This window comes from Paenibacillus cymbidii, assembly GCF_004764705.1.
Taxonomy (GTDB): Bacteria; Bacillota; Bacilli; order Paenibacillales; family NBRC-103111; genus Paenibacillus_AN; species Paenibacillus_AN cymbidii.
The window spans coordinates 310686-334650 of sequence record NZ_SHLX01000004.1 but is presented as its reverse complement, the minus strand read 5'-3'; the positions used below and the strand labels follow the sequence as shown (position 1 = coordinate 334650).

Sequence of the window (23965 nt, the reverse complement as noted above, 5' to 3'; positions counted from 1 at the left end):
TGTGCGATTCCCGACGTTCTGCTTTTTTTTGGAAAAACAAAAACAGGCTGCCGCCGGAGCAATAGCCTGTGTGCAAGTGAAACGGGCACTATCCCTATTAATTCAAATCAGCCGCTAATTCCGAAGAAACCGGAGGCGGTGCCCACTGCGCGCAGCCCCAGTATGCCGTCGAAGAAATCGACCGGCACATACATCGTATCGTTCACGATGATCGGCGCCTCGCTTAAAGCGACAGGGGCCGTCTTATTGACGAAGTAACGATTCTCGTCCACCGTCAACGAGGTCCATTGAGCACCTCGGGGTCGCCTCGGCAAAGAAGTTATTGGGCCTCGCAAACTGATCGCGCATCGCTTGATCCGCCTTCGCCAGCCCGCCTTCGCCCAGCTTCTGCTCCAAAGTCAAGTCAGGCGCGGCTTCCTGCGCCAAACGTCCTGAAAAATAGGTCCTGTTTGATGGCCTATTTCACCAAAATCGGGCAGCCTCGCCAAAAGGCCTCATTTGGGGCCTGGCGGAGCCAATAAGCCATTTTTCACTGACTATTTCGACGAGCCACCCGAAATCGGGCAAATAAGCCATTTTTCATGGGCTATTTTCGTTACCCGGCCCGGCATGATGCCGCGGCTGCAATAATTGCGCGACGGACAATGTTCTGTAATGCATCAGGGCCGCAACGGGCCGGAAGATCTCCCGAGCGGAAGCGTTACCGTGAACGCGGCGCCTCCGTCGGGGCCGGCTTCCGCGCGGATGGACCCTTCATGCCTGTCCACGATCTGCTTGACGATGGATAGCCCCAGACCGTTGCCTTTCACGGCTCGGTTGCGGGCTTTGTCCGCTTTGTGAAACGCCTTGAAAATATCCGATCGCTGATCCTCCGGTATCCCGATGCCGTTATCGATGATGCGAACGATTGCCGACCGGCTGTCGGCACGGGAGCAAATGTGGATGGTGCCGTGGAGCGGAGTGAATTTAATGCCGTTGTCCAGCAGGTTCGTCCACACTTGCCCGAGTTGATCCTTATCCGCGTAAACCGTCACCGGCTTCAGGTCCAGTTCGACGGCGATCTGCTTCTCCAGCCACTGTGGTTCGAGCGCGATGACGACGTTTCGGAGCTGTTCATCGAGCCGGAATGCCGTCGGTTGACCGGGATGCCGATCATGCTGCAAGGCGGAAAGCCGGAGCAGGTTTTGGCCGAGTCTGGACAATCGCTCGGCCTCCTCCTCGATGATCGACAAATAATAAAACCGCTTTTCCTCGCTCATCGGCTTCTCCTTCAACGCCTTGACGAAACCGGAGATGGACGTCAGCGGCGACTGGATCTCGTGCGAGACGTTTGCCACGAACTCGCGTCTCATCCGATCCAGCTTGGAAAGCTCATGTGCCATCTCGACGAAGCTTGCGTTAAGCTGGCCAATTTCATCCTTGCGGTTCGAACGGAACCGCACATCGAAGTGGCCTTTGGCCATTCGTCCGGCCGCATCCCGCAACCGAAGCAGGGGCTTCACAATCGATCGGGCTGCGACCAGCACGAGGCAAGCTCCGACCAGAAAGATGGCCAACAGCTCTGTGTTGACTTCCCTGTTCGCCTGGAGCCACAGATCGTTGCTTTTCAGCTTGACGAACAAGGCATAAGACTTGTCGTCAACCGAAAAAGGCAACCCGACCATCGGATTCCGGCGCTCTTTCCCGGTATTCCGTACCACGTCGCCGGCCAGGGCTAGACGAATCCGTTCCGCGTCCGGAACGACGACCTCCGATCCATCAACGAGCAACGGCTTGCCGGACTCGTCGAACAATTGAATAGCGTAAATCGATAGGCCGGCAACATCGTTCATGAAAGGAATCAATGCCGTCCCAGCTGATGAACGGTAGGTCTGTATGATTTGCTTACCGTTCGATAGCAGGCTGTTCTCGAGCGTGCGCGTAAAGGACTTCCGGTACAGTAGATCGGATGTGACGGAACCGACCGCGAGACTGACGACGATCACACCGATGAACAAGAGGACGATCCGGGTATACAGGGATTTAATCCCGATACACCTCCAGCCGGTAGCCGAGATTGCGCAAGGTGACAATGCGAAAATCGGATTCGTGATCCGCAAAACGATCCCGTAGCCGTTTGATATGGACGTCCACCGTTCTTTCGTCCCCTTCGTAATCCCTTCCCCAAATCTCTTCGATCAGATGGTCTCGAGTGAACAACTGGCCGGGGTAGCTCCCGAGTTTGTAAAGCAGTTCGAATTCCTTCATCGGCAAGGTGATCTCCCGGCCGTTCTTGTCCGTCACCTGGTAGCTGCTGCGGTCCATCAACAGATCGCCGAGCCGGACTGTCCGGGAACTGGCGATCCGGTAACGCCGCAACAGCGCCTTGACCCGGAGCACCAGTTCCGTCGGATTGAACGGCTTCACGAGATAATCGTCGGTGCCCAGCCTGAAACCTTTGATGCGATCCTCGGGCTCATCTTTTGCGGTGATCATAAGCAGCGGAATGTCCCCAAGCTCGCGCAACCGGGCGCACAAGTGCCATCCGTCCATTTCCGGCATCATGATATCCAGGATAATCAAGTCCGACGCATGGTTTTCGGCATATGCCAACGCTTCGATGCCGTTTTCCTTCTGTACGATCTCGATCCCTTCATCCTCGAGATAGAGCCGCACCAGTTCGCGAATGTTCGCATCGTCGTCCACTACCAGCACCACGGGCATCCGCCGTTCCTCCTTTTATGCCGAGACTGTCTTGTGCCGCAAGACCGCCATGCTCATTGGCGGGCAGCTTCGCCGCGTCCCCTTCTGTTGTTCGCTGTCTTGCCCACGACTTCTTGGATCGCATCGACGATTGCGTCCGGGCGTTCCAATTGGATGACGTGGCTGGAGTCCTTGAGGATTCGCTGTGTGCTGTCGGAGGACCAGCCGACTTCTTCGGCCTGCATGCTTGCCCACTCGGATTCCGCACGATCGAACTGTTCACGTGTAAGACCGCCCGCTTTCTGTTGAGCTTCAGTGAACGCACTCCAAGGCTTGCCTCTGGAGAGCACGGCAAGCGGCCGGCTGCCGAGCGTGCGGAAGGTGCCGGCTTCGCGAAGCGAATCCTCGAAAGAGGCTGCCTCCGCGAATGCGGCCGCGAGCGATATCGGTTGGTAGGCCGTAATGGCTTTGGCCGTCAGGGGCGGCAGTTCCGGTACTTCCGCGTCGGGAAGCACGAGCCTCGGCAAACCGGTCCATACAACAGTCGCAAGGGCGTGAAACACGAAAGGAATCGGATCGCTCTCCGGCTGCCCGGTTGCCAGTGCGAGTCGTTTGGTCTGCTCCGGATGCGAAGCGTCTGCAAGGACCATTCCCGCGACCTCATCTCCATAGCGCTTGGTGAACGTCATGACGTACGGGCCGCCCATGGAAGCGCCGACCATTACGTATGGGGCGCTTTCATGGGCGGCGCTCAGCGCCTTGTGAAGATCCTCGGCAATGTCGGCGCCGGTACGCCGCCCCTTCGCCGGATCGCTCCACATAATACCGGCACGGTCGTAGGAGCATACCCGCGTGAACCGCGCGACCTGCTCCTGCACGGGTTGCCAAAGCGCGGACCCGCTTGTATCGGCCCCCGCCTCGAGCACGACGAGCGGTGCACCCTCGCCTTCACAATTCAGATGAATCTTGCGGCCGCCGATGTCCACGAGCTTGCCGGGGGCAGGAAATTCCCTGGCCGCCTTGCTGCGGGCCGATTGTTCATAAGCGGAGCCGAGCGCAGTGAGCCCAATTACTAATAGAATAAGGGCAATGGCTGTGCGCTTAAACCACTTTCTCCAAAATTGACGCATCCTTTTCCATTTCGTTTGCTCCATGTCACTCTCTCCTTTCAATTCTGGGGCCATTATAAAAACCCAATTTGAATTGAAAATGAACGGAGAGTTACAAATTTCAACCGCCACCTCCAATTATCGAGGCGGAAAACATCTTGCCATTCGAAGCGGTTCGGAACCGCACGGTTCAATTGCGATATCGGCGTCAAGACCGTGTGGAATGAAAAGCTGCTCTCCCCGTTTCAGCGGTATCGCCGCCTCCCCGCAGATCAGACGCCCCTCTCCCGCCGTCACGACGGCGATCCAGAACGACGCTGCCCGGGGGAAGCTCCACGCAGCTGTTCGCTTCGACCAGCGTCATTCGGAAACATTTGCCGAACCGCGATTGAAACAAAGACTGAGCCGTTGCAGGATCGGGATGCACCTGAATCGTCAGCCGTTCGGCCGAATCGAGCGCTTTGGCGAGCAGTGCGGTGGTTGCGCCGTATTTGGCAACGTGCGCGGCCCCCAACTAATAATCGGGATCCACTTCGATCAACTCCAGGAGCGTGACGTCAGCGGCCCGATCCGTTTCCTTGTCTCCCGTATCGCAGCCGGCTTCACCCGCTCCCCGCTCGCCGGCGATTTTGCTCAACCCGTCGGATTCGTCCGCCTTTCCTCCATGAGCAACCGTCGTGACCGATGCGATCCAATCCTCCGGGTTACACCAATGTCACGCACGGCAAACCGCTCGTCGTCAGCGAAACGAACAAGCTGCCGGACGCCGCGACGATAAGCGCCCAGCCGCTCTATTCCTACTTCATGATCTGGGGCGTTCGCCTGACCCAGGACAACACACCCACTGATTTGACCAATACGTACAACGATACTCGCGTCGTGAGTCGCGGCTCCGTCAGTGCAATAACTTTCTGCATCGGATCAAAAGACCCGGAAGCGGATTTCCTATCCGTTTCCGGGGGCTTCAAACACTGAATATCAGATCAATAGCTCTCTTTCCCCGGACGCTGGAAATGTTGGCGCGCCGCCTCCACCTCTCCCCGGATCGCACAATCCTCGACATGATCGTTGATGAGCCCCATCGCTTGCATGAAAGCATATACGGTTGTTGGCCCAACGAATTTCCAGCCCATCTTTTTGAGCTCCTTCGACAGCGCAATGGATTGCGCCGAGGTCGATGCGGTCTGCGGCTTGGCAAGCTGGGTTCGATCGGGCTCATACCGCCAGATGAAGGCGGCGAGCGAGCCTTCCCGTTTGACGAGCTCCTGCGCCCGCTGCGCATTGTTGATAACCGCCTCGATTTTGCCTCGATGTCGGACGATGCCTTCATCCCCGAGCAGACGGTCGAGGTCGTGCTCCGTATAGCTTGCGATTCGATCGAAGTCAAAACGATGGAAAGCCGCGCGGAAGTTTTCGCGTTTCGCAAGAATCGTGCGCCAGCTCAGTCCGGATTGAAAACCTTCCAAACTTAACTTCTCAAACAACCCGTGATCGTCGCTGACCGGAAATCCCCATTCGATATCGTGGTAATCGAGAAAATCCGGCGCGGCGCCGCACCAGCGGCAGCGCGGTTTGCCATCGGGTCCAGTTATCATTGCGTTCATTGGCCCTCCACCTGAGTGGTTCGTGCAAGCTGCGAGCTCAACCAGCTGTACAGCTGCACAACCTCATGTTTGATAAAACGTTCATCCCGAAACGCTTGTGCCAGCGTGGCGATCCCCTGACTCCGGGCAAGGAGGTGCATCGAAAGCTTCTGCATGGCATCGGCAATTTCGGCAAATGAAGTGTACTCGTAACCGCGCTCATAGAACATCCGGTCGGCCGATTCGATGATATGTCCGCGAGTTGTTTTCCCCTTCATGCTAGACACCTCCGCAGCTAATAACCCGATTTTAGAACGATCGTCCTAATTTGTCGATGAAAAAAGAGCCGTAACGGGTTGCTGCTTGCAACCCGCTACAGCCCTATGGGCAATGTTGGTCTTATTCCGTCCCGAATTGGCGGAACCACTCAATGGCGCCTTGCAGCATCCTGTCCGTAAATCGATGCGGCACACCCGTATGCTTGACGACCGCTAGCCGCTCGGGACAGTCCGCGTACAAACCGCCGCGCAGCGCCGCGACGAATCGCAGCGCCCCGTCCGGCGGCACCTGCGTATCCAGTTCGCCGCACTGGAAGCAAATCGCCGGCCGACCCGCATAATCGGTCAAATGAGTCAGCGGATCGCGCCGGTCGTAACAGGCTTGCGCGGCATCGTCTGGCTCGCCCGGCGGCTCGTGGCTGCCGGGACGCAGCCAGTCGGGCGTGGCGATGCATGCCGCCACGGCGGCGATGCGCGCGTCTGCGCCGGCAGCGGCGGCGGCGATGTCGCCGCCCATCGAGATGCCGCCCGCCATCACGTTCCCGCCGAAACCGATCCGCTCGCGGGCGCCGTCGATGACGCGGGGAAATTCCTCCGCCGTCAAGGCGAGAATCGGCCAGAAGTGGCGGCGAATATTGCCGACCACTCTGGCCGCGAGCGCCTCCCGCGTCTCCGTCGCCCGCTCGCCGTGCTGCACGGGATCGAAGCTGAGCGCGTGGAAGCCGGCAGCGGCGAAAGCGTCCAGCTGCGCGACCGTGTCTTCTTTTCGCCCGGAGAAACCCGGCAGCCAAACGACCAGATCGCGGCCGGGGCCGTCGGACGGCTCCCGCCATATCGCCGGTATTCCGTCGATCGTTATCCGCTGCATTTCGTTTCCGCCTCCCACCACGCTAGCCTTTGATCGCCGCTTTGTCCGCGGCCGCCCACTTCGCCCACATCTCCTCGTCCGTGTCGAGGAAGCCGGAATTGGCCCGTGCCTGCAGACGCTCGTCAACGCCGAACAGCCTCATCGTCCGGTGATCGTTGCGGGACCGCGCCTCCGAAACGATCCGCTGCACGTTGGGGCCGCTGTGGTTGTCGGTATGCTTCAGCCACGTCTTGTTGTAGTAGACGCTGAAGAAGTAGCGGATTTTGCCCGACGTGTTCTGGGTGCCGCTGTGGATGAGCCCATTATGCGTAAACACGACGTCCCCGGCCTTGACGTACAACACAAGCTCGTCTTGATGCGGCTTGCCGCGCTCCTCTGTCGGAATGCCGACCGGCATCCGGTGCGATCCGGGAATGACGCGCAGCGGACCGTATTCTTCCGTCAAATCCTGCAAATAACTGATGGCATTGACAGACAGCGGGCTCGTGTAATCCTCCGTCAACGGCCAATTCGCCCAGCGGTCGCGATGCCAGCCCGTCTTGCCCCGGTTCTCCGGGGAGGCGGACGGAAAGCCGGCCAGCGTCAAATTGTCAAGCTGCACGAACGGGCCCATCACCTTTTCGGCAAAATCGAGAATAAGCGGGTTCGTCACGGCCGGCAGCATTTGCTTCGGCGCCATCTCGCATGTATTGGCAAACCACCATTGCTGCGGATCGATGCCGTTGTCCTGCAGACGGTGAAACGTCTCCTTGAACGAACGGATCGTCTCGTCGTCGTATACGCTTTCAAAGACGGTGTAGCCGTCCTTCTTGAATGCCGAATAACGCTCCTCGAGCGTCGACTGCTGGGCCTTCGTCTGTTCCATCGTGTTCAGCCTCCCGAAATGGCGATCCTTCTGCTTCACCGCCGGCGGCTGCTGCTGCGGCCGCGCCCGCGTCCCGGCAAAACGTCTGCCCTCATCTTAGCAAAAGGGGCAAAGCGAAGGAATGAAGCGAGCCGCATACTCTTTATCCAATTTTCAGGTTGGGTAATGGCTTTTCCTATAGTCGGTCGGCGTGTAGCCGGTCATTTTTTTGAACATGCGGCTGAAATGGTAGACGTCGGAAAATCCGCAGCGCTCCCCCACTTCGGAAATGTTCAGTCGGCCCGTCCGCAGCAGCTCCGCCGCCCGGTCGATGCGCAGCCGCAAATGATGGTCGAGAATGCTGCTGCCCGTCTGCTGCTTGAACAGTTCGGACAAGTAATTGTAGTTCATCCCCATCGCTTCGGCGATTTCGCCGGCCGTCAGCTTGCCGTCGCAGCGGCTTTCGAGATAACCGATGACGCGGCGCACCGTCAGCTCCGCCTTGGAAGGAACGGCGGCGGCCTCCGACTTGTGGATGAAGTAGATGAGCAGCTCCATAAATTTCAGGCTGAGCAGCAAATGGCGCAGGCTGTGCCGCGACTGGTACAGGCGGAGCATCGCCTTCAGCTCGCGCTCGACGTGCAGGTCGCCCGGCAGCTCGATTTTTTTCGGCAGCGCGACCTCCGCCCTGTATTTGTCCGGTGAGAAAAACAGCGCGTCGCGGGGCAGCAGCGAAAACGAGAGCGGGCTCGGCCCTTCCGCAGACGCGAAGCTCTGATCGTAGAAATGGACGAACACCCAGGAGGATCCGGGTGCGTTGACCGGCCTGCCCCATTGCCGGACCCCATGCTTCAGCAGCAGCGCATCCCCTTTGCGAAGCAGGTATTCGTTGTCGCCTTCGCCTAGGGACAGCTCTCCTTCCGTTACGTAGAGCAGCAGGTTTTCCGCCATCGTGCGTTCCGGATGGGCCCAATTCGGCTCCGGCGCCCCGTACACGCCCATGTCCCGGACCAGGTGCAGCCTGTCCCCGCTCAGCCGTATTTCATGCATATGCGCTCGCACCTCCGATGCCTGATTCCGCAATTGTTTGTTTTTTAAACATCCCATGCTTCTAATGGTGTTTTTTCAATCGTAGCAAGGAAACCGTCCACGCTTCAACAGGAGCCGACAAAATAGGCCACAAAAAATGGCTTATTTCGCCATTCCCATATTATCCCAAAGTAACCTGACAACATCGAGCCCTCTCTCTCTAACTCGGTTTCGGCTATCCCCATCGCGGAACGACGATACGCTTGAAATGTCGTAACTTTCGTTTGTTCACGTTGCGGCACAAATCGGGCAAGCGCCTCTTCCCCGGAACGAGAGGCTCCCGAGTGCGCAGCTACGATTCTTTTTCTGCATGGTTCGGATAAATCCCCTGCACCCATTCGTTCTTATTTAGTTCGAAATAGATCTCATCGTTAAAATAGTCATACTGAGCTTGCATCCCCGATATTACGCCTTTTCTTATCAACCCTGCCTTCTCAAGTACGCGCAAAGAGGCCAAGTTTCTTTTCTCCGCAAAGCCAACTATTTTCTTTAAATTTAAATGTTCGAATCCATAGTGCAGCAAAGCTTTTGTAGTTTCTGTTGCATATCCTTGTCCCCAGAACGGATGATCAATGCTATAAAATACTTCCGTAAGAGTGCGGTCAAACTCTGGTCCCCCTATCCCGCAATATCCAATGACTTGATTTGAATTCTTTTCGACCACAGCAAAAAAATAGCGAAATCCTTCTATTATGTTCTCATCTTTATATAACTTCTGTGCAAAATGAAGGAAGTTGTAAGCATCGTCAATAGACTTCCAAGGATGATCCGGAGTAAACTCCGTCATCACTGGATTGCTTTGTATTCGCAGCATGGCAGGGCAATCTTCAATAAAGAACGGTCTTAATAGCAATCGTTCTGTTTCGATCTTAAAGTCCTCAGCAATCATCCCGATGTCCCCCTCAAATAATTCCATGTCTACTATACCTCATAATGTCCGATAACTGAAAAAAGCCCACGGTTTACGCGGACTTGATTCGGCCCAGCTATTGCCTTTCATGGCTTGTTGCTTTCCTTTATCGCCCCACCGCGTCCGCATCGAATGCATCCGGCAGCTTGGCAATCTCCTGCAGCCACGTTTTATATTGCGCAAGCGAAAAACCCGGGCTGCCAAGCATATAGTGGTTGCCGTACCGTTTGCCGTCTATCGTCCATTCGATCAGCAGCAGCCGCTGCATACTGCGCGGCGCGCGAATGTCCCCGAGCGCAAGCAGCCCGTTAGCCTCCACCTCAAAGGCTCCGGCCAGCAGCGTTTCTTTGCTCTCGGCATCCCAAACGCGGAAATCTCCCCTGGCCGCGCCATTCGTGTCGTTGCCGACCAACACCTGCACATTCCAGTTTTCCGGTTCATCCACCATTACGCATACCGGCTGCTGCACCCGTTTGATATAATGATAAGCCAGCTTTTTGACATGATAGTAGTCGACAACCGCATCGGAAAATTGCGGCCAGCCGTCAAGCAGATTCCACCACAAAATCCCCGTCGTCTGCCATTTGTTCAAACGCACCCGTTCCACAAAATATTTTTTCGCTTCCGCCTGGGAAATCTGCGAGGCCAGAATAAAATCTTCTATCCCTTCCGGGTATTCGCCAAACAGCTCATTGATCTGATCCGCCATCAGCTTGACGCGGAAATGGTACATCGAATCCTTGCTGCCCAGCGGATCGGTGCTGTGAATAATCCACTGCTCGTTTTCCTGCCACGGCCAGACATGCGAAGGGTCGATAAACCGGCGGATCGAGGAGAGATTGGTGCAGCCATGGTAACCCATTTCCCCGGCAAAATGCGATTTTGGCGTCGTATAGAAAATACTTTTGAAGTAGTCGCGTACTCCCCATAAATGCCGCTCCGGCAGCACATCAACGGATTTGAGCGCATAAGCTTCGGGCGATATATAGGGCGAACTCGGCACATAAGGGCGGTAAGGATCGCATTGAAAAACAACCTCAGGAAGCACGCGACGCGTCAGGATGTTGTTGTTCGGATCCAGCCCGCGCATGACGAAAAATTCATCGCACTCATTATCGCCGCACCAAACCGCCAATGACGGATGGTTGCGCAGCTTTCTGACAATTGCGGTCGCTTCGTTGCGCAACATTTCCTGAAACTCGGGAGCCTGCGGATAAATCGCGCAAGCCATGGCAAAATCCTGCCAGACCAGAATGCCATTGCGATCGCATAAATCGAAGAAGGCATGATCCTCATACACGTTCCCGCCCCAGGACCGCAGCATGTTGCAGTTCAAATCCACCGCGAGCGCAATGGCGTCGGCATATTTGGCCGCATCCTTGCTGTGAAACAGGTCCATCGGCACCCAATTCGATCCTTTGATCAGAATCGGCACATGGTTCACCTTGAACAAAAATTGGCCCGGCCGCTCGATTGTCGTCACATCGGTACGGATGAATTCCAACAGCCGCAATCCCGTTGTATCGCTGCGGGCAGCGATCATTTCACCTTTATGCAGCAGTTCGGTCTTCACTTCATACAGGGACGCCTCACCGTAGCCTCTCGGCCACCATAACTGCGGATCGGTTACGGTAACTTCAATATTGCCGTAAGCAAACCGCAAATCGCGCGTCACCGCAAATTGCGATTCGCCGCACGTCCCGCTGATGCGAAGCTGCAGGCCAACCAGTTTCTCCGGCTCGACCTTCAGTTGATAAAATACTTGCAGCGTAGCCTGCTTTGCGTTGGCGGCGGTGGTGGCGAAATAAAGCTCGGCGATTTCGTTTGCGCCATGGGCGACAAGCTCCACGGACCGCCACAGTCCGGCGGATACGGCTCTGCCCATAATATCCCAGCCGAAGCTGTGGGCGGCTTTGCGAATCCAAAGCTGCTCGAAATTCACCGGCAGCGCGAAGCTCGACGGGTCATACGTCTTGCCCAGCGCCTCGATAACCGGCGACTGCAGGCGCACCGTAAGCGTATACGTCCGACCCGCTTGCAGCAATCCCGTAACATCGAGCCGATGCTCAATCAGCATATTCGCGGTGCGACCGATTTCCCGGTCGTCCAGCCAATAGGTGGCCAGGCAATCGACGCCATGAAACAGCAGCTCAAGCTTGCCCTGGCTGATCTCCGCGCCTACGGTAAACTCGCGCTGGTACCACCACTCATAAATTTCGTACTCCTTCAGCAGATGAATGTTTTCGCCCACACCCGGGTCGGGCAGCAATCCCGCCCGCTGCAGGTCCAGTTCAACGTTGCCCGGCACAGCCGCAGCGATCGGCTGCAGCTCCAGAAGCTTAAGCGAATCCGGATGAGCAACAGCATACTTCCCCTGCGGAAAATAATACAGCTTCCATTCCCCGTTCAAATCAAAGGATTGCATCGGAGTCCTCCTGATCGGTAAGATTAAACAATCCTGTCAACTTGCCAGAAAGAACCCGGTGATTTTATTGTATTATACAATAATACAATTGAATTATAGTTGGTCTTGTATTCGGCTGTCAATCGTAAAACACAAACAAAAAAAGCCGGTTGCACGTCGCAACCTGGCTGTTCCTGGCTCTCGTCGTCTCTATTGCAAATCCCGCCAGTCCTTTACGAGCGCATCCATCACGCGGCTGGTGCGGGCGGCCGACTCCCCTGTGCTGGGGCATTTGCCGATGCCGAGCAAATCGTTCACGATCGTCTGAATCAGCGGCTGCTGAATGTGCTCCGGACTCTCGAACGGAAACCTTGTCGCCCCTTCTGCGGTTTCGAGTACAATGGGTTCATGGCCGAATGTGGAGAACACGAGCTTCCCTTTGGAGCCGATTATTTCGTTGCGGTCCTCGCGGCCATAAGCCGAGAAGCACCACGTTCCCATACCGTGGACACCGCTTGCGAACTGGTAGGTTCCCGTCACGATATCCTCGACTCCCTTTACCTGCCCCGTCTGATTGGAGGCAAGCCCTTTCGCCTCGGCGACAGGCCCCAATAGAAAATCGAGGATATCCAGCGTATGGCTCGCCAAATCAAAGAACAGTCCCCCGCCCGACTGCTCCGGCTGAAGCCGCCACGGAACGCTATCGCCTTCGATCAAGGGCGCCGGCTGGTACTGCACCGTCTGCACGAAACGAACGTCGCCGACCGACCCGGCCTCCAGCAGTTCTTTTATCTTCAGAAACCGCGGCAGCGCACGTCGGTAATAGGCCACAAAAAGCGGCACCTTCGCATCGCGGCAGGCGGAAACCATCCGGTCGCACTCGTCCCCATTCATCGCCATAGGCTTCTCTACGTACACCGGCTTTCCCGCTTTGGCCGCAGCCAGCGTATATTCGAGATGCGAGCCCGGCGGCGTCGCCACATATACCGCGTCGACTTCCGGGTCATGGATCAGCTCCTGCGCATCTGCGTACCAGCGGGGCACGCCATGCCTGCGGGCATAATCCTCGGCCAGCTTGCCGTTTCGCCGCATGACGGCGACCAGGCTGGAGAACGCGGCTTTTTGAAAACCGGGACCGCTCTTCACCTCCGTAACATTGCCGCAGCCGATAATACCGAACCGTATTGTTTTCATAAACGTGCCGCCTCTCTTGTTTGCAAGATTGCCAATCGCCTAAAACAAATGCATCTTCGCTTCGGCCTCGTCCCACGGCACCGTATACCCGCTCCCTTTGGCGCAAAAGATCGATGACGAGGTATAAAGCGGGTCGGCGTCCTTCCGGTAGCCGATTTGCCCGATTATTTCTTCCGTATTATGACACAGGTCGTAGCCGCCAAACGTCATATGAAGGCTGCCTCGCCCATGTGTAAAAGAAGCGAGCTCCGTACTGTAATTCATGAACGTCGCGACCGGCACCTTGCCTGTAATGACGGCATGTGTGTCCGACGTTTGCGGCGGATCGAAGCGGCCATGGGCCTTCTGCATATCGGACATCACTCTGCCCAGATCGTCCAGCCCGACTTTGATCTTCACTTCGTAATAAGGCTCAAGGAGCACATTGTCGGCCTTCTCCAGCCCTTGCCTGAGCGCCCGGAACGCCGCTTCGCGGAAATCGCCGCCATGCGTATGCTCGTTGTGCGCGCGGCCCGTCAGAAGCGTAATTTTGATGTCGGTAATCGGCATCCCCGTCAAGAGGCCGTGATGGTCCCGTTCAAATAGATGCGTCCTGATCAGATTCTGGTTGCCAGTACTTAAATCGTCGATATGACAGGCGTTCTCGAACGCAAGGCCGCTGCCCCGCTCCCCCGGCTCCAAACGCAAATGCACCTCCGCATAGTGCCGGAGCGGTTCGAAGTGCCCATAGCCGGTTACGGCGGATTGAATCGTTTCTTTATATAAAATCTCGGGGCTGCCGAAAGCGACATCAAGATTGAAGCGCTCCTTCACCAACTGCTCCAGCACCTCCAGCTGAATGAGGCCCATGACATGAAGATGGATTTGCTGCGAGATTTCTTCCCAAACCACGTTCAAGGACGGGTCCTCCGCGTTAAGGATCCGGAACGCCTTCAGCACGTCCTTTACATGGTATGATTCGGCGAATACCACTTTGGACTTCAGCGTCGGCACCATGTCGTAAATCAGCTTTCCGGCGCAGTCGCCTATTCCCTGGCCGGCCTCGGCGGCGGAAAGTCCGGTTGCCGCAAACAGATCGCCCGCTGCAACTTGATCGACCGGCAGCATTTTCGCCCCGCTTACGAGGAACAGCCGCGTGACCTTCTCGCTAATCGGCTCGCCGCCCGGATTGTAGAGCAGTTCGTCCCTGACCTTCAGCATGCCGCTCAGCGCCTTAATGAAGGTCAGCCTGGCGCCGCCGCCGTCATGACGGATTTTGTACACGCGTCCGCCGAAAGGAGCTTCCGTCTGCGCATCGTAGTCCGTCACCGTCAAGCGATGCAGTTGATCGAAGAACTCGATCACGCCCGAATCCTGCAGAGCGGAGCCCCAGGCGCACGGAAACAGCTGCCGGCCGCGAATCATTGCCTGCAGCTCCCGAAGCCAGAAAGCCTGATCCTCCTTGCCTGCCAGGAACGCCTCCAGCAGCCGCTCGTCCCGCTCCGCCATGCTTTCCATCAATACCTCCCCGACAGCTGCGTTCGTCAGATGACCGGTTATCGCGCACACATCGTCTGTCAGCTGCTTGCGGATGTCAAGAAGTACCTCAGCCGTATCCGCTCCGACCCGGTCCGTCTTGTTGATAAAAAGGAACGTCGGGATGCGATGCTTGTGAAGCAGCTGCCAGACCGTCTGGGTATGGCCTTGGACGCCCTCAATCGCACTGATGACGAGAATGGCGAAATCCATCACTCGCACGGCTCGCTCCATCTCCGGCGAAAAATCGACGTGTCCGGGTGTATCGATCAAATAATAGGTCGCCCCGTTATACGACAGGAAAGCCTGGTCGGCGAAAACCGTAATGCCCCGCTGCCGTTCGATGTCGTGGCTGTCGAGGTATGCATCCTTATGGTCGACCCTCCCCCGCTCCCGGATGCTCTGCGTATGGTACAGCAGTTGCTCGGCGAATGTGGTTTTGCCCGCATCCACATGCGCGAACAAGCCGATCGTCTTTTTGGCCATCGTATCTCCTTGTGATTCCGGCGAGTTGTCTTTGCTTCTCTTCTGATTATTTCACTTCCATAGAGAAAATGGAAGGGCACCTCATGTCATCCGTTGTTGGCCAAGAGTACGATTTGCCCACCCCGATGATGTAGTGCATACGATTTCATTGTGGTAAAATAGTCCAGAAGAAAGACACAAAACTCGACATCAATCGACACTGGGAGTGATCCTTTTCATGAAGCTCTACTCGATTCAGAACAAAATCATTTGGCCGCTGCTGGTCGTCATCGTTGCCGGAGCTGCCGCGATGGCCATATTCATTTACAGACAAGCCGCCGACAACATGCACCAGAAAGGATTGACGACGACCGAAATCGCTCGGCTCGGCATCGAAAACGCCATCATCGCGCGGAAAACCGCCGAGGAAGTGATGGAGCAGGAAATGATCGCCCAAGCGACGCTCGTCTCCTACCTCGACGCCTCCCCCGGCTTTACATACGAGAAGGCTTCCGCGCTGGCCAAAAAAGCCGGCATAGATGAAATTTGGATTACGAACGACAAAGGACAAGTTACGGTCACGAACGCCGGCCCGTCGGTCGATTTTAACTTCGCTTCCGATCCGAAAGGACAAGCTTTCGAATTCATGGACTTGATTACGGGCAAACGCGCCGTCGTCACCCAACCGGCTCAGCAGCGCACAATCGATCCGAAAATTTACAAGTACGTCGGCGTAACGGGCTGGAACGGCAAAAAAATCGTTCAGGTCGGCCGCGAAGGACAGCGGCTCACCGAGCTGGAAAACCGGATCGGCGCGAAGCCGATGATCAAGCAGCTGAAAGCGGAGCTTGGCGACGATGTCGTCTTCGCCGCGATCGCCGAGCCGGACGGCAAGCTGCTGTATGCGAGCGACGACAAGGCGGCTGCGCTCGATCCGGCGCTGCTCGCAACGTTGAAGCTAAGCTACGACACGAAGCAAACGGCGATGCGCACCTCCGCGTACGACGGCAAAAAAGTCGATTATTACGTCTCCGTCCTGTCCGATAACCGCGCGTTCGTCGTCGCCCTGTCCACGGAGGTGTTGACGAGCATCCGCAATACGATTGTCATCGCGACGACCATTCTGGTGCTGCTGGCCGGCACTGTACTGTTCTATATTGTGCATCGCCAAATCCGCCGGCTGCGCCTGCTGCAGAGCGCAATGGTCGAGATCGGCGAAGGCGACGGCGATTTGACGAGACGGCTGCCCCAAACCGCCCGCGACGAAATCGGCGTATTGTCCGCGGCGGCCAACCGCTTCATCGACAAAATTCATTCGATCGTCGCAGATGTCAAATCGGCGACAGAGACGAGCAAGGCCGACTCCGACGATATGAAGCAAGTATCCTTGCAGACGATGGAGCTTGCCAAAGAAATCAACGTCACCATCCATCAGGTGGCCACTGCGACGAACGAACAAGCCGAGCAGGTGGAACAAGGCCTTGTAGCGGTTCAGGAGCTTGCCGCGTATGTCGATCAATCGAAGCGCAAGACGGAAGAGCTGTCGGCCGCCAAACGTTCAATCGAAGACCGTCAGGCGCGCGGGCTCGACGCCGTCGCTGCACTGACGCGCCTTATGTCGCGCAACGTCGAAGTGTCGCAGGACGCGCAACGGCAGCTGGAGCAATTGAAAGCGGACATCGACGCCATCGCGCAAATGACCGACATCATCGCCGGCATCTCCAGGCAGACCGGTTTGCTTGCGCTGAACGCCTCGATCGAAGCGGCACGCGCGGGAGAGCACGGCAAAGGCTTCTCCGTCGTTGCGACGGAAGTACGCAAGCTGTCCGACCAAGCGAACGCGGCGACCGAGCAAATTCGTGCCACCGTCGACAACGTGCTCTCTTCGGCGACGAACACCGCCCAGTCGATGGACGCGGTGGCGGGTATCGTAAGCGAGCAGGAAAACTCGGTCCGATCGACATCGTCCGCCTTCACCGACATCCGTGAAGTGCTGCTCGAGATGAACGAACGCATTGCCCAAATCGCGTCGGCGATGGACGAGCTTGACGGGAAGAAGGAAACGATCGTCGCCTTCGTCGAATCGGCTTCCGCCGTCTCCGAGCAGACGGCAGCCAGCGCGGAAGAAATCGTCGCCACGGTCGAATCGCAGATGACCGGCTTCGAAAACGTCGGCCGGCTCGCCCTGCAATTGAACCGGACGATGGGACGGCTGCAGCAGGCAGTAGACCGGTTCCGCATCTGATCCCGCTTGCTTGATCAGACAAAATCCGCTCACGGGGAAGCTCCAGCTTCTGGCGTGGCGGATTTTTTTGCCTTACCGGCATCGTGTGCAGATTTGCATGGTCATCCAATCATCGGATCACCCTGCATTTCCAACATATAAACTCAAAATAATTTGCGCATCTTGTGCATCTACCGTTCCGCTGTTATCCATATCGAGTGCATATAACTGGTCGGCGGGTGTAACAAGCCCGTCCCCGGTTGCATCGCCTCTGCTCAAACTGGAAACTGCCTTCCATTCGCTAGCCGCGGGCACTCCCGTTGTTGTGCCGGTTGCCGCTACAGGCGTCACCTCGAAACGAATGTACTTGCCCTTCTGCGTCGCTTCCAACACGTAGCTGTCGGAAGTTGCCCCGGCGATCGCCGTCGCGTTAGTGCCGTTAGCGTTGTCCGCCACTTCCCACTTGAATAGGGATGCACCTTGCGCGGCGCCCTCGGCATCGGCATAGGTATAAGTGCCGCTCAAAGTCTGACCTGCATAAAATTTGCCTGTAATGTCCACGTTGCCGGCGGTTGGCGCGGAGTCAACAGTCGAGTAATATTTTACCGCCGCTCCGCTCTGACTAGTAACGACGATATACGGCTTGCCGGTGGTTGAAACGGCTAATGCCACGATACGCAAATCAAGTTCGGTTTCCAATAGAATCGTCTCCCAATCGGAACCGGCCGTTTTTGCCATTTTCAAAACTGACGTCGACCCGGTACTATCATTCATGAATGTAGTATATATTCTATGTCCGGAGCGATCGCAAGATTAATTTGATACGGCGCCGCATTATCTATTGTAGAGCCGACTTGTTCCCATGCCGAATCGCGGTAAGCAAACAATTTGGACGCATACAGATAGAGCGGATTCTCACTTACGTTAGGGGTGGCAAATACATAGGGAGCCTGCCCTATCGGGGTAATCGCGATGGGCGCCGCGGACCTGGTATTGAATTCCATGCCGTTGATCACAGGATCCCCCAGATTGGACCAGCTCTGCCCGTCATAGCGGTAAACGGAGCGAGTACGGCTAACGTCATTCCCATACTTCACCGTTACGTACACATTGTCCTGCGCATCAATGGCTATGGAGGTATTCGTAACAAGAGATTTGGTATTGTCCACAATCGCGTCTCCGCCAACTGTCTCCCAACCCTGGCTTGGGTTATACCGCATCACGCTCAGCTTGTAACTTTGCGTTGAATTGGGAAATGCCACATAGGGCGTATTATTGCTCGCCAGCGCAAACGCCACGTGATCCTGCAAATAGCCGAATGTGAAGTTCGCCGAGCCTAGTACGCTCCAGCCGTTTCCCGCATTCGTCCAAAGCGTCAGTTTATTAACGCTTGCGGATTCACCGACGAGAGCGTACAACTTATTGTCCGTTCCTACGGCAAGCTTGATCACAGAAACGCTCGCCCCTGTAAAATTTGCAGCGCCAACGGTAACCCAATTGCTGCCATGATATTTTTTGACTTCCGCCTCCGGATTGAGGAAGCCGACATATGGAGTACCCGCATTATCGAAGACGATAGAGGGAACATAGGGGTCATAGCCATCAAACGGATCCCCCAAGCTCTTCCATTCGCCTGTCTGAGGCGGAGCGGGATCCGCCGCCCCTCTCTCCGGCATGCCGATCAGGCCGGACCCGAATAAAACCCCAAACATAACAATCGCCGCCATTTTGGTCCACTTGATTTTCTACAACAAATTATTCGCCAACTCCCTGTCAAATGAAAATCCGCTTCATCCTTTCACTAAAAAAGATGCCAGTCTGAATGCCCAGTGACCTTTGGTCATCGATTTGCCCCATGAGTTGATATTCAAAAAGACCAATACAGAAAATACCTTCCGCCTGCAATCGATTTATGAGTTCGACCGGCTGAAGTCGAATCAACCGCCCATCCCGTGACAGGCGGTACAAGTGACTTTTGAATGCAACGCTGTATACGGGGCTCTATCCATATTATTGTCAGCCGCTAATTCCGAAGGAGCCGGAGGCGGTGGCTACCACGCGCAGCCCCAGTATGCCGTCGAAAAAATCGACCGGCACATACATCGTATCGTTCACAATGATCGGCGCCGCACTTAAAGCGATGGGGGCCATTTTATTGACGAAGTAACGATTCTCGTCCACCGTCACCGAGGTCCATTGAGCACCTCGGGACAGCTCCGCACTGCGGGTTTCCCCTCTCCACTCTACATCGAAGCCTAGCTTCTGGGCAGCCATCCGCAGCGGTACGAGCGTTACCCCCGCCTCGTTCTTCACCGTCTGCTCCGCCTCAATCGCCACCCACGGAGCGGCTTGGTCCTCCCCGACTACCGGTATGTTAACGATACCTGCTGCATACGGCGCAATCTCGTATTGCGCAAAGACAAGATTCACGATGCCCTGCTCGACGAAAAACGGCTGCTCCGGCGAAACGCCCTTGAAACTGTTGATCGCCTCGGGAAAGAAGTTATTCGGCCTCGCAAACTGATCGCGCATCGCTTGATCCGCCTTCGCCAGCCCTCCTTCGCCAAGCGCCTGCTCCAATGTCAAGTCCGACGCAGTTTGGGCGCTAACCGTCGCATTGTACAGATCTACGCGGGTCATGCCGTGCGCCCCGCCCGTGTACGTATAAGTGCTGACCTCAAGGGAAAGGATGCCGCGATTGTCGGTATTGCCATCCGATTTCACCTCGTACGATATGTACAACTCATACTGATGATAATCGTACCCGTTTTTTTGCGAGTCGGCGAACGCTTCCTTGGCCTCTTGCTTGATCGTTTCGAGGTCGCTCAACGCCTGCTGTTGAATGCGATCGTTCAACTTTTGCTGGTAATCGGTATCCGCCATCCCGCCAACAACCGGTATTTGGATCGTTACCTTGACCCGTTCGGAAGGGTCGTCGATCGACTTGGACGAAACGGCAATCGGGGAAGCGACGGCTTCCGGCAACAGGGCGGAGATTGGCACCGCCTTAGGCGGCGTTGTATTGGCGGCGGGAGCGGATTCTTGTGCCAATACGGAAGGGGCCAAAGGAGCGGCGACGACCAGCAGACTTGCGCCTACGGCGGCGATAGTAAACATACGAAATGTCGATTTCATCGTAAAGTACCTCCAGTTTTTCGGCTAGTCCGTGATATTCTCACAGAAATGCACCTTATATAGACCTTGATGCGATCTATTTATTAGACGGTATATCTACGCAAAATAGTAATAAGGTTTTCCCCGTATCCGATTTATTGAAGCCCGGCTTGAATAACCGCAGCCTGTTTTTTGTATTGCATCCGGTAGAGCTGCGCGTACCGCCCGGAACACGCCAACAAACGGTCATGGTTCCCTTCTTCCACCACTTCCCCATTCTCCATGACGATAATACGATCGGCGTTGCGGATCGTGGATAAACGATGCGCGATCACGATCGCGGTCCGTCCGTCCATTAGCCGTTCCAAAGCTTGCCCAACAAGTTCCTCCGACTCGCCGTCCAGCGCAGAAGTAGCTTCATCTAGCAGCAACAGCGGGGCATCCTTCAGCATTGCGCGCGCGATGGCGAATCGCTGGCGTTGTCCGCCGGATAATTGCGCGCCATGTTCGCCGACACGAGTATCCAAACCGTCTGGCAACTGGCGGATTAATCCTTCCAACCCTGCTTCGCGCACGGCATGCCACATGTTTTCATCGGTTGCTTTTGCATTGCCCCATGCGATGTTTTCTCGAATAGTGCCGTCAAAGAGATAACAGTTTTGAGGTACATACGCGATAAGATTTCTTACCGCTTCTTGAGAATACCGCTCGCGCGGCTGCCCGAATAATCGGATGTCCCCGTTCTCCGCTTCCGCGAGCTCCATCAAATAGCGAATCAGCGTCGTTTTGCCTCCGCCGCTGCCGCCGACAATCGCCAGCTTTTCGCCGTTTTTGATTTGCAAAGACATATGATTAATAACGGGCAAATCGGTATCGTACGATACCGTGACATGTCGCATATCGATCGCAAGCTCCGCGTTTACGTCCGGTGTTACCGTATTTTCCCGCATTTGCTCTTCGGGGCGGTCAAAGATTTCCTTGACGCGCACCGCGGCAATCGTTGCGTATTGCAGCTGACGATACAAGTTTGTCATGATCAACACGTCATTATTGATTTGCGACTGCATCAGCACGATGAATACCACGGTTCCCAGATCGGTCATGCCCATGTGAACGAACATGCTGCCAGCGATCAGCGTAAAAACAATGGCGCCCCATTGTATGGCTGAACTTGATGATGAACGCATCGCGTTATAGTTAGCGCCTCTCATCGCACAGGAATAAGCGGTCCTGGAATCGGTCTCGTACTTCTCCTGCATATGCGCAGCAAGCCCGAACATCCGCACGACGATGGTGCCTTCAATCATGTCGATCATACGCTGCGTCAAAGCCGACATGATGCCCATTCGTTGGGTATGCCACGAGTATTCTCTGCGAATGCAAACCAGGTTTGCATAGATGCTGATGAATAAAAATAGAAGATTCATCATGCCGATGGCGGGCTGCTTCACGAAACAAATGATGGTAGCTATCAGGATGCTGACAGGAATGGCGAATAAACTGCGGTCGCCGGTCATCATGGAGCCGAAAAACGCGGCCGTGCGTTCCGCATCCATGCTCATACGAGTGGCCAAATCGCCGGAAAGCTGCCGATTCGCCTCCGCCATGGGCATCGCGGTCAATTTTGCGAACAGCGCCTTGCGGATCTGTGCAAACCCCAAGATATGGATTCGTGACGAATGGTAATTAGCGGCCGTAATGACGATGATGCCGAAAAGTACAATGACAGCAACAATGCCGATCGTATCCAACATCGCTGCAAAGTTGCCCGTTGCGGCGTGCATCGTCGTCTGTCCGATTAAATAGGCGGAAGTGATCGACATCCAGGCGTTCTGCAGGATGCTGAGCACGAAGCATAGAAGATATTGCGTACGCCACGACCGAATGAACTGCCAAGACCATGCCATCATTCGAAACGTATGCCGAATGCTGTCAATCGCAGGTTTCATATGCCCGCCTCCTGCGATTTATAGAGTCGATAGTATACGCCCTGCAACATCATCAGTTGTTCATGCGTACCGCTCTCCAAGATTCGACCATCTTGCATGCATAATACGCGATCGATGTTTCGAAGAGCAGACAACCGGTGCGCAATAACGATCGTGGTGCGTCCCTGCTTGAGCCGCCGAAGCGCTTCGGACACCAAATGTTCGCTCTGCGTATCAAGCGCGGAGGTAGGTTCGTCAAGCACAAGAAGCGGAGCTTCCTTCACCATCGCGCGGGCGATCGCAACCCGTTGCCGCTGTCCGCCAGAAAGACGAAGCCCGCGTTCGCCGATTTCACGCTGCGTGTCGATCCCGTTCAGCAGCGCATCGTCAATCGCGGCTTGAATGTGCTCGCTCGTTGCGCTGCGATTCCCCATTGCCACGTTGTCCCATATGCTTCCTGCAAACAAATATGTCTCCTGCCCCACATACGTGATATGTTGGCGCAGCGCGTCCGTCGACCACGCCTCTATTGCATGGCCGAATAGCGAGATTTCTCCTTTGTGATGACGGTATAACGCCATGAGCAGTTTAATCGCGGTTGACTTGCCCGAACCGCTTGCGCCGACTAGTGCAATATGCTCGCCTTGCTTGATGGAGAAGGATAACCCTTTTAATACAGGTGGCTTATTCGGATAGGAAAACACTACGTTATCGAACAGGACGGCGTCTCCTTTCGGCATGTTTTCCGTTCCGCCCGTCGGTTCTGGCGGCAGATCCCACAGCTCGAATACGCGGGCAGCGCAACCGCGCGCTGTTTTGAATGCGCCCAGAACGGAAGAGAAGTCTCCGATCGGGTTTCCGATGAAAACGTTCAGTACAATAACGGAGATAACCCCGCCGGAAGTAATGTGATGGATGCTTGCGAGATATACGCCGAATCCGCAGATGATGATTTGCGGAAGGAAGAACAATACCTTCCCTAACGGGTTGAGCAATATGGTCGCGCGGTTGGCATTGATTCCGTTAACGGCCGCACGTTCCACCGCCGCGTCGTAACGGTGACGCAACTGTTTGTCCAAATTGTACGCCTTGGCGACTTCGTAACCACCCATTACGTTATTCGCAATGGATAGCGATTCGCCAGCCGCTTGCTGCCACTGTACTACGAAACGTGTTAAGGGAGACGAAATTTTCAATTGAAGTATTGCAATAATCGGTACAATGGCAAGGGAGAATAGCGTTAATTGCCAGCTTATAAGGAGGGATACGACAAGCGCCACGAGACCGATGATTTGCTGTGGCAACCGCACCGAGAAATAATTTTGCATGACCCCGTTGATTTGCCCTAAATCACTATTGGCGCGAGACAGGATGTCGCCCATCCGCCCGGCATCAAGAGTCTGCTTGTCGATCCGGGACACGATCGCAAACGTTTTGTCGCGCATCGTAAGGTCGCACAGCTCGCCGTATTTGATTCCGAGAAATTGTTGCCAATATTGCGAAGGAATAAACACCACGAGCGAGATCAAAAGAAGTACGGTCTGCTTGGTAATGATCGATCCCGTTTCGCCATAATCATCAATAATTACATGAAGACATTGCGTCAAGACGCTTAATACGACAGACGTTAGAAACGAGAATAAGATCGTTGATGCGAGAACCGAGGTGTGCTTTGCATTGACTGCCAAATAACGTCGGACAACTTGTATTGCGCTCGGGATTGTTTCACGCGTAGCCGGCATCATGCTTGCATTCATG

The 23965-nt window shown here is 55.6% G+C and carries 22 protein-coding genes; 2 read left to right on the top strand and 20 right to left on the bottom strand.

What is annotated here, in order from left to right; genetic code table 11:
- Positions 1-107: 107 nt before the first annotated feature.
- From EXY20_RS08495 to EXY20_RS40250, 6 genes are all read right to left on the bottom strand, one after another.
- Positions 108-278: a stalk domain-containing protein gene (locus EXY20_RS08495; protein WP_268966078.1), complete on the bottom strand. Its 171-nt coding sequence runs from the start codon at positions 276-278 to the stop codon at positions 108-110.
- A 381-nt stretch (positions 279-659) separates the two neighbouring features.
- Positions 660-1844: a HAMP domain-containing sensor histidine kinase gene (locus tag EXY20_RS08490; protein ID WP_235885428.1), complete on the bottom strand. Its 1185-nt coding sequence runs from the start codon at positions 1842-1844 to the stop codon at positions 660-662.
- A 178-nt stretch (positions 1845-2022) separates the two neighbouring features.
- Positions 2023-2703: a response regulator transcription factor gene (locus EXY20_RS08485; protein WP_135549697.1), complete on the bottom strand. Its 681-nt coding sequence runs from the start codon at positions 2701-2703 to the stop codon at positions 2023-2025.
- A gap of 53 nt (positions 2704-2756) precedes the next feature.
- Complete coding sequence (locus EXY20_RS08480) at positions 2757-3836, bottom strand: alpha/beta fold hydrolase (protein WP_167859089.1); 1080 nt, start codon at positions 3834-3836, stop codon at positions 2757-2759.
- A 163-nt stretch (positions 3837-3999) separates the two neighbouring features.
- Positions 4000-4305, bottom strand: coding sequence for a hypothetical protein (locus tag EXY20_RS08475; protein WP_135549693.1), 306 nt, complete (start codon positions 4303-4305; stop codon positions 4000-4002).
- Positions 4306-4428 (bottom strand): hypothetical protein, encoded by a 123-nt coding sequence (locus EXY20_RS40250; RefSeq protein ID WP_268966077.1) that lies wholly within the window; start codon positions 4426-4428, stop codon positions 4306-4308.
- Positions 4429-4475: 47 nt separating this feature from the next.
- Between EXY20_RS40250 and EXY20_RS08470 the strand changes: the two genes are divergently transcribed.
- Entirely contained in the window at positions 4476-4766 is a 291-nt protein-coding gene (locus EXY20_RS08470) for a hypothetical protein (RefSeq protein ID WP_135549691.1), read from the top strand.
- Between the two features lie 8 nt (positions 4767-4774).
- On the opposite strand, the gene EXY20_RS08465 is transcribed toward EXY20_RS08470, so the two are convergent.
- The 9 genes from EXY20_RS08465 to EXY20_RS08425 all read right to left on the bottom strand — a co-directional run bounded on the left by EXY20_RS08465 (position 4775) and on the right by EXY20_RS08425 (position 14962).
- A complete protein-coding gene (locus tag EXY20_RS08465) occupies positions 4775-5395 on the bottom strand; it encodes a DNA-3-methyladenine glycosylase I (RefSeq protein WP_135549689.1) in 621 nt (206 codons plus the stop codon).
- Positions 5392-5652, bottom strand: a complete 261-nt coding sequence (locus tag EXY20_RS08460) for a TetR family transcriptional regulator (RefSeq protein WP_135549687.1) — start codon at positions 5650-5652, stop codon at positions 5392-5394. Before EXY20_RS08460 ends, EXY20_RS08465 begins: the two co-directional genes overlap by 4 nt.
- Positions 5653-5773: 121 nt before the next feature.
- Positions 5774-6520 (bottom strand): prolyl oligopeptidase family serine peptidase, encoded by a 747-nt coding sequence (locus EXY20_RS08455; RefSeq protein WP_135549685.1) that lies wholly within the window; start codon positions 6518-6520, stop codon positions 5774-5776.
- A 22-nt stretch (positions 6521-6542) separates the two neighbouring features.
- Entirely contained in the window at positions 6543-7385 is an 843-nt protein-coding gene (locus EXY20_RS08450) for a phytanoyl-CoA dioxygenase family protein (protein ID WP_135549683.1), read from the bottom strand.
- Positions 7386-7538: 153 nt separating this feature from the next.
- On the bottom strand, positions 7539-8414 hold the full coding sequence (locus tag EXY20_RS08445) for a helix-turn-helix domain-containing protein (RefSeq protein WP_167859088.1): 876 nt from the start codon (positions 8412-8414) through the stop codon (positions 7539-7541).
- Positions 8415-8745: 331 nt separating this feature from the next.
- On the bottom strand, positions 8746-9369 hold the full coding sequence (locus EXY20_RS08440; RefSeq protein ID WP_135549679.1) for a GNAT family N-acetyltransferase: 624 nt from the start codon (positions 9367-9369) through the stop codon (positions 8746-8748).
- A 100-nt stretch (positions 9370-9469) separates the two neighbouring features.
- Entirely contained in the window at positions 9470-11788 is a 2319-nt protein-coding gene (locus tag EXY20_RS08435; protein WP_135549677.1) for a glycoside hydrolase family 2 protein, read from the bottom strand.
- A 189-nt stretch (positions 11789-11977) separates the two neighbouring features.
- Complete coding sequence (locus tag EXY20_RS08430; protein ID WP_135549675.1) at positions 11978-12961, bottom strand: Gfo/Idh/MocA family protein; 984 nt, start codon at positions 12959-12961, stop codon at positions 11978-11980.
- Between the two features lie 39 nt (positions 12962-13000).
- Positions 13001-14962, bottom strand: a complete 1962-nt coding sequence (locus EXY20_RS08425) for a GTP-binding protein (RefSeq protein WP_135549673.1) — start codon at positions 14960-14962, stop codon at positions 13001-13003.
- Positions 14963-15179: 217 nt separating this feature from the next.
- Between EXY20_RS08425 and EXY20_RS08420 the strand changes: the two genes are divergently transcribed.
- Positions 15180-17186 (top strand): methyl-accepting chemotaxis protein, encoded by a 2007-nt coding sequence (locus tag EXY20_RS08420; RefSeq protein WP_135549671.1) that lies wholly within the window; start codon positions 15180-15182, stop codon positions 17184-17186.
- Between the two features lie 117 nt (positions 17187-17303).
- Here EXY20_RS08420 and EXY20_RS08415 read toward each other — a convergent pair whose 3' ends face one another.
- From EXY20_RS08415 to EXY20_RS08395, 5 genes are all read right to left on the bottom strand, one after another.
- Complete coding sequence (locus EXY20_RS08415) at positions 17304-17864, bottom strand: hypothetical protein (protein WP_135549669.1); 561 nt, start codon at positions 17862-17864, stop codon at positions 17304-17306.
- Positions 17865-17935: 71 nt separating this feature from the next.
- Entirely contained in the window at positions 17936-18892 is a 957-nt protein-coding gene (locus tag EXY20_RS08410) for an NHL repeat-containing protein (RefSeq protein ID WP_135549667.1), read from the bottom strand.
- A 289-nt stretch (positions 18893-19181) separates the two neighbouring features.
- Positions 19182-20300 (bottom strand): PdaC/SigV domain-containing protein, encoded by a 1119-nt coding sequence (locus EXY20_RS08405; protein ID WP_135549665.1) that lies wholly within the window; start codon positions 20298-20300, stop codon positions 19182-19184.
- A 134-nt stretch (positions 20301-20434) separates the two neighbouring features.
- Complete coding sequence (locus EXY20_RS08400; RefSeq protein ID WP_135549663.1) at positions 20435-22228, bottom strand: ABC transporter ATP-binding protein; 1794 nt, start codon at positions 22226-22228, stop codon at positions 20435-20437.
- Complete coding sequence (locus EXY20_RS08395; protein WP_167859087.1) at positions 22225-23964, bottom strand: ABC transporter ATP-binding protein; 1740 nt, start codon at positions 23962-23964, stop codon at positions 22225-22227. The genes EXY20_RS08400 and EXY20_RS08395 overlap by 4 nt, the downstream gene beginning before the upstream one ends.
- Position 23965 lies beyond the last annotated feature (1 nt).

Coding starts and splice junctions, on each gene's coding strand:
- EXY20_RS08485 (WP_135549697.1), bottom strand. CDS start 2,703: ATGCCCGTGGTGCTGGTAGTGGACGACGATGCGAACATTCGCGAACTG.
- EXY20_RS08480 (WP_167859089.1), bottom strand. CDS start 3,836: ATGGAGCAAACGAAATGGAAAAGGATGCGTCAATTTTGGAGAAAGTGG.
- EXY20_RS08470 (WP_135549691.1), top strand. CDS start 4,476: ATGCGATCCAATCCTCCGGGTTACACCAATGTCACGCACGGCAAACCG.
- EXY20_RS08465 (WP_135549689.1), bottom strand. CDS start 5,395: ATGAACGCAATGATAACTGGACCCGATGGCAAACCGCGCTGCCGCTGG.
- EXY20_RS08460 (WP_135549687.1), bottom strand. CDS start 5,652: ATGAAGGGGAAAACAACTCGCGGACATATCATCGAATCGGCCGACCGG.
- EXY20_RS08455 (WP_135549685.1), bottom strand. CDS start 6,520: ATGCAGCGGATAACGATCGACGGAATACCGGCGATATGGCGGGAGCCG.
- EXY20_RS08450 (WP_135549683.1), bottom strand. CDS start 7,385: ATGGAACAGACGAAGGCCCAGCAGTCGACGCTCGAGGAGCGTTATTCG.
- EXY20_RS08445 (WP_167859088.1), bottom strand. CDS start 8,414: ATGCATGAAATACGGCTGAGCGGGGACAGGCTGCACCTGGTCCGGGAC.
- EXY20_RS08440 (WP_135549679.1), bottom strand. CDS start 9,369: ATGGAATTATTTGAGGGGGACATCGGGATGATTGCTGAGGACTTTAAG.
- EXY20_RS08435 (WP_135549677.1), bottom strand. CDS start 11,788: ATGCAATCCTTTGATTTGAACGGGGAATGGAAGCTGTATTATTTTCCG.
- EXY20_RS08430 (WP_135549675.1), bottom strand. CDS start 12,961: ATGAAAACAATACGGTTCGGTATTATCGGCTGCGGCAATGTTACGGAG.
- EXY20_RS08425 (WP_135549673.1), bottom strand. CDS start 14,962: ATGGCCAAAAAGACGATCGGCTTGTTCGCGCATGTGGATGCGGGCAAA.
- EXY20_RS08420 (WP_135549671.1), top strand. CDS start 15,180: ATGAAGCTCTACTCGATTCAGAACAAAATCATTTGGCCGCTGCTGGTC.
- EXY20_RS08410 (WP_135549667.1), bottom strand. CDS start 18,892: ATGGCGGCGATTGTTATGTTTGGGGTTTTATTCGGGTCCGGCCTGATC.
- EXY20_RS08405 (WP_135549665.1), bottom strand. CDS start 20,300: ATGAAATCGACATTTCGTATGTTTACTATCGCCGCCGTAGGCGCAAGT.
- EXY20_RS08400 (WP_135549663.1), bottom strand. CDS start 22,228: ATGAAACCTGCGATTGACAGCATTCGGCATACGTTTCGAATGATGGCA.
- EXY20_RS08395 (WP_167859087.1), bottom strand. CDS start 23,964: ATGAATGCAAGCATGATGCCGGCTACGCGTGAAACAATCCCGAGCGCA.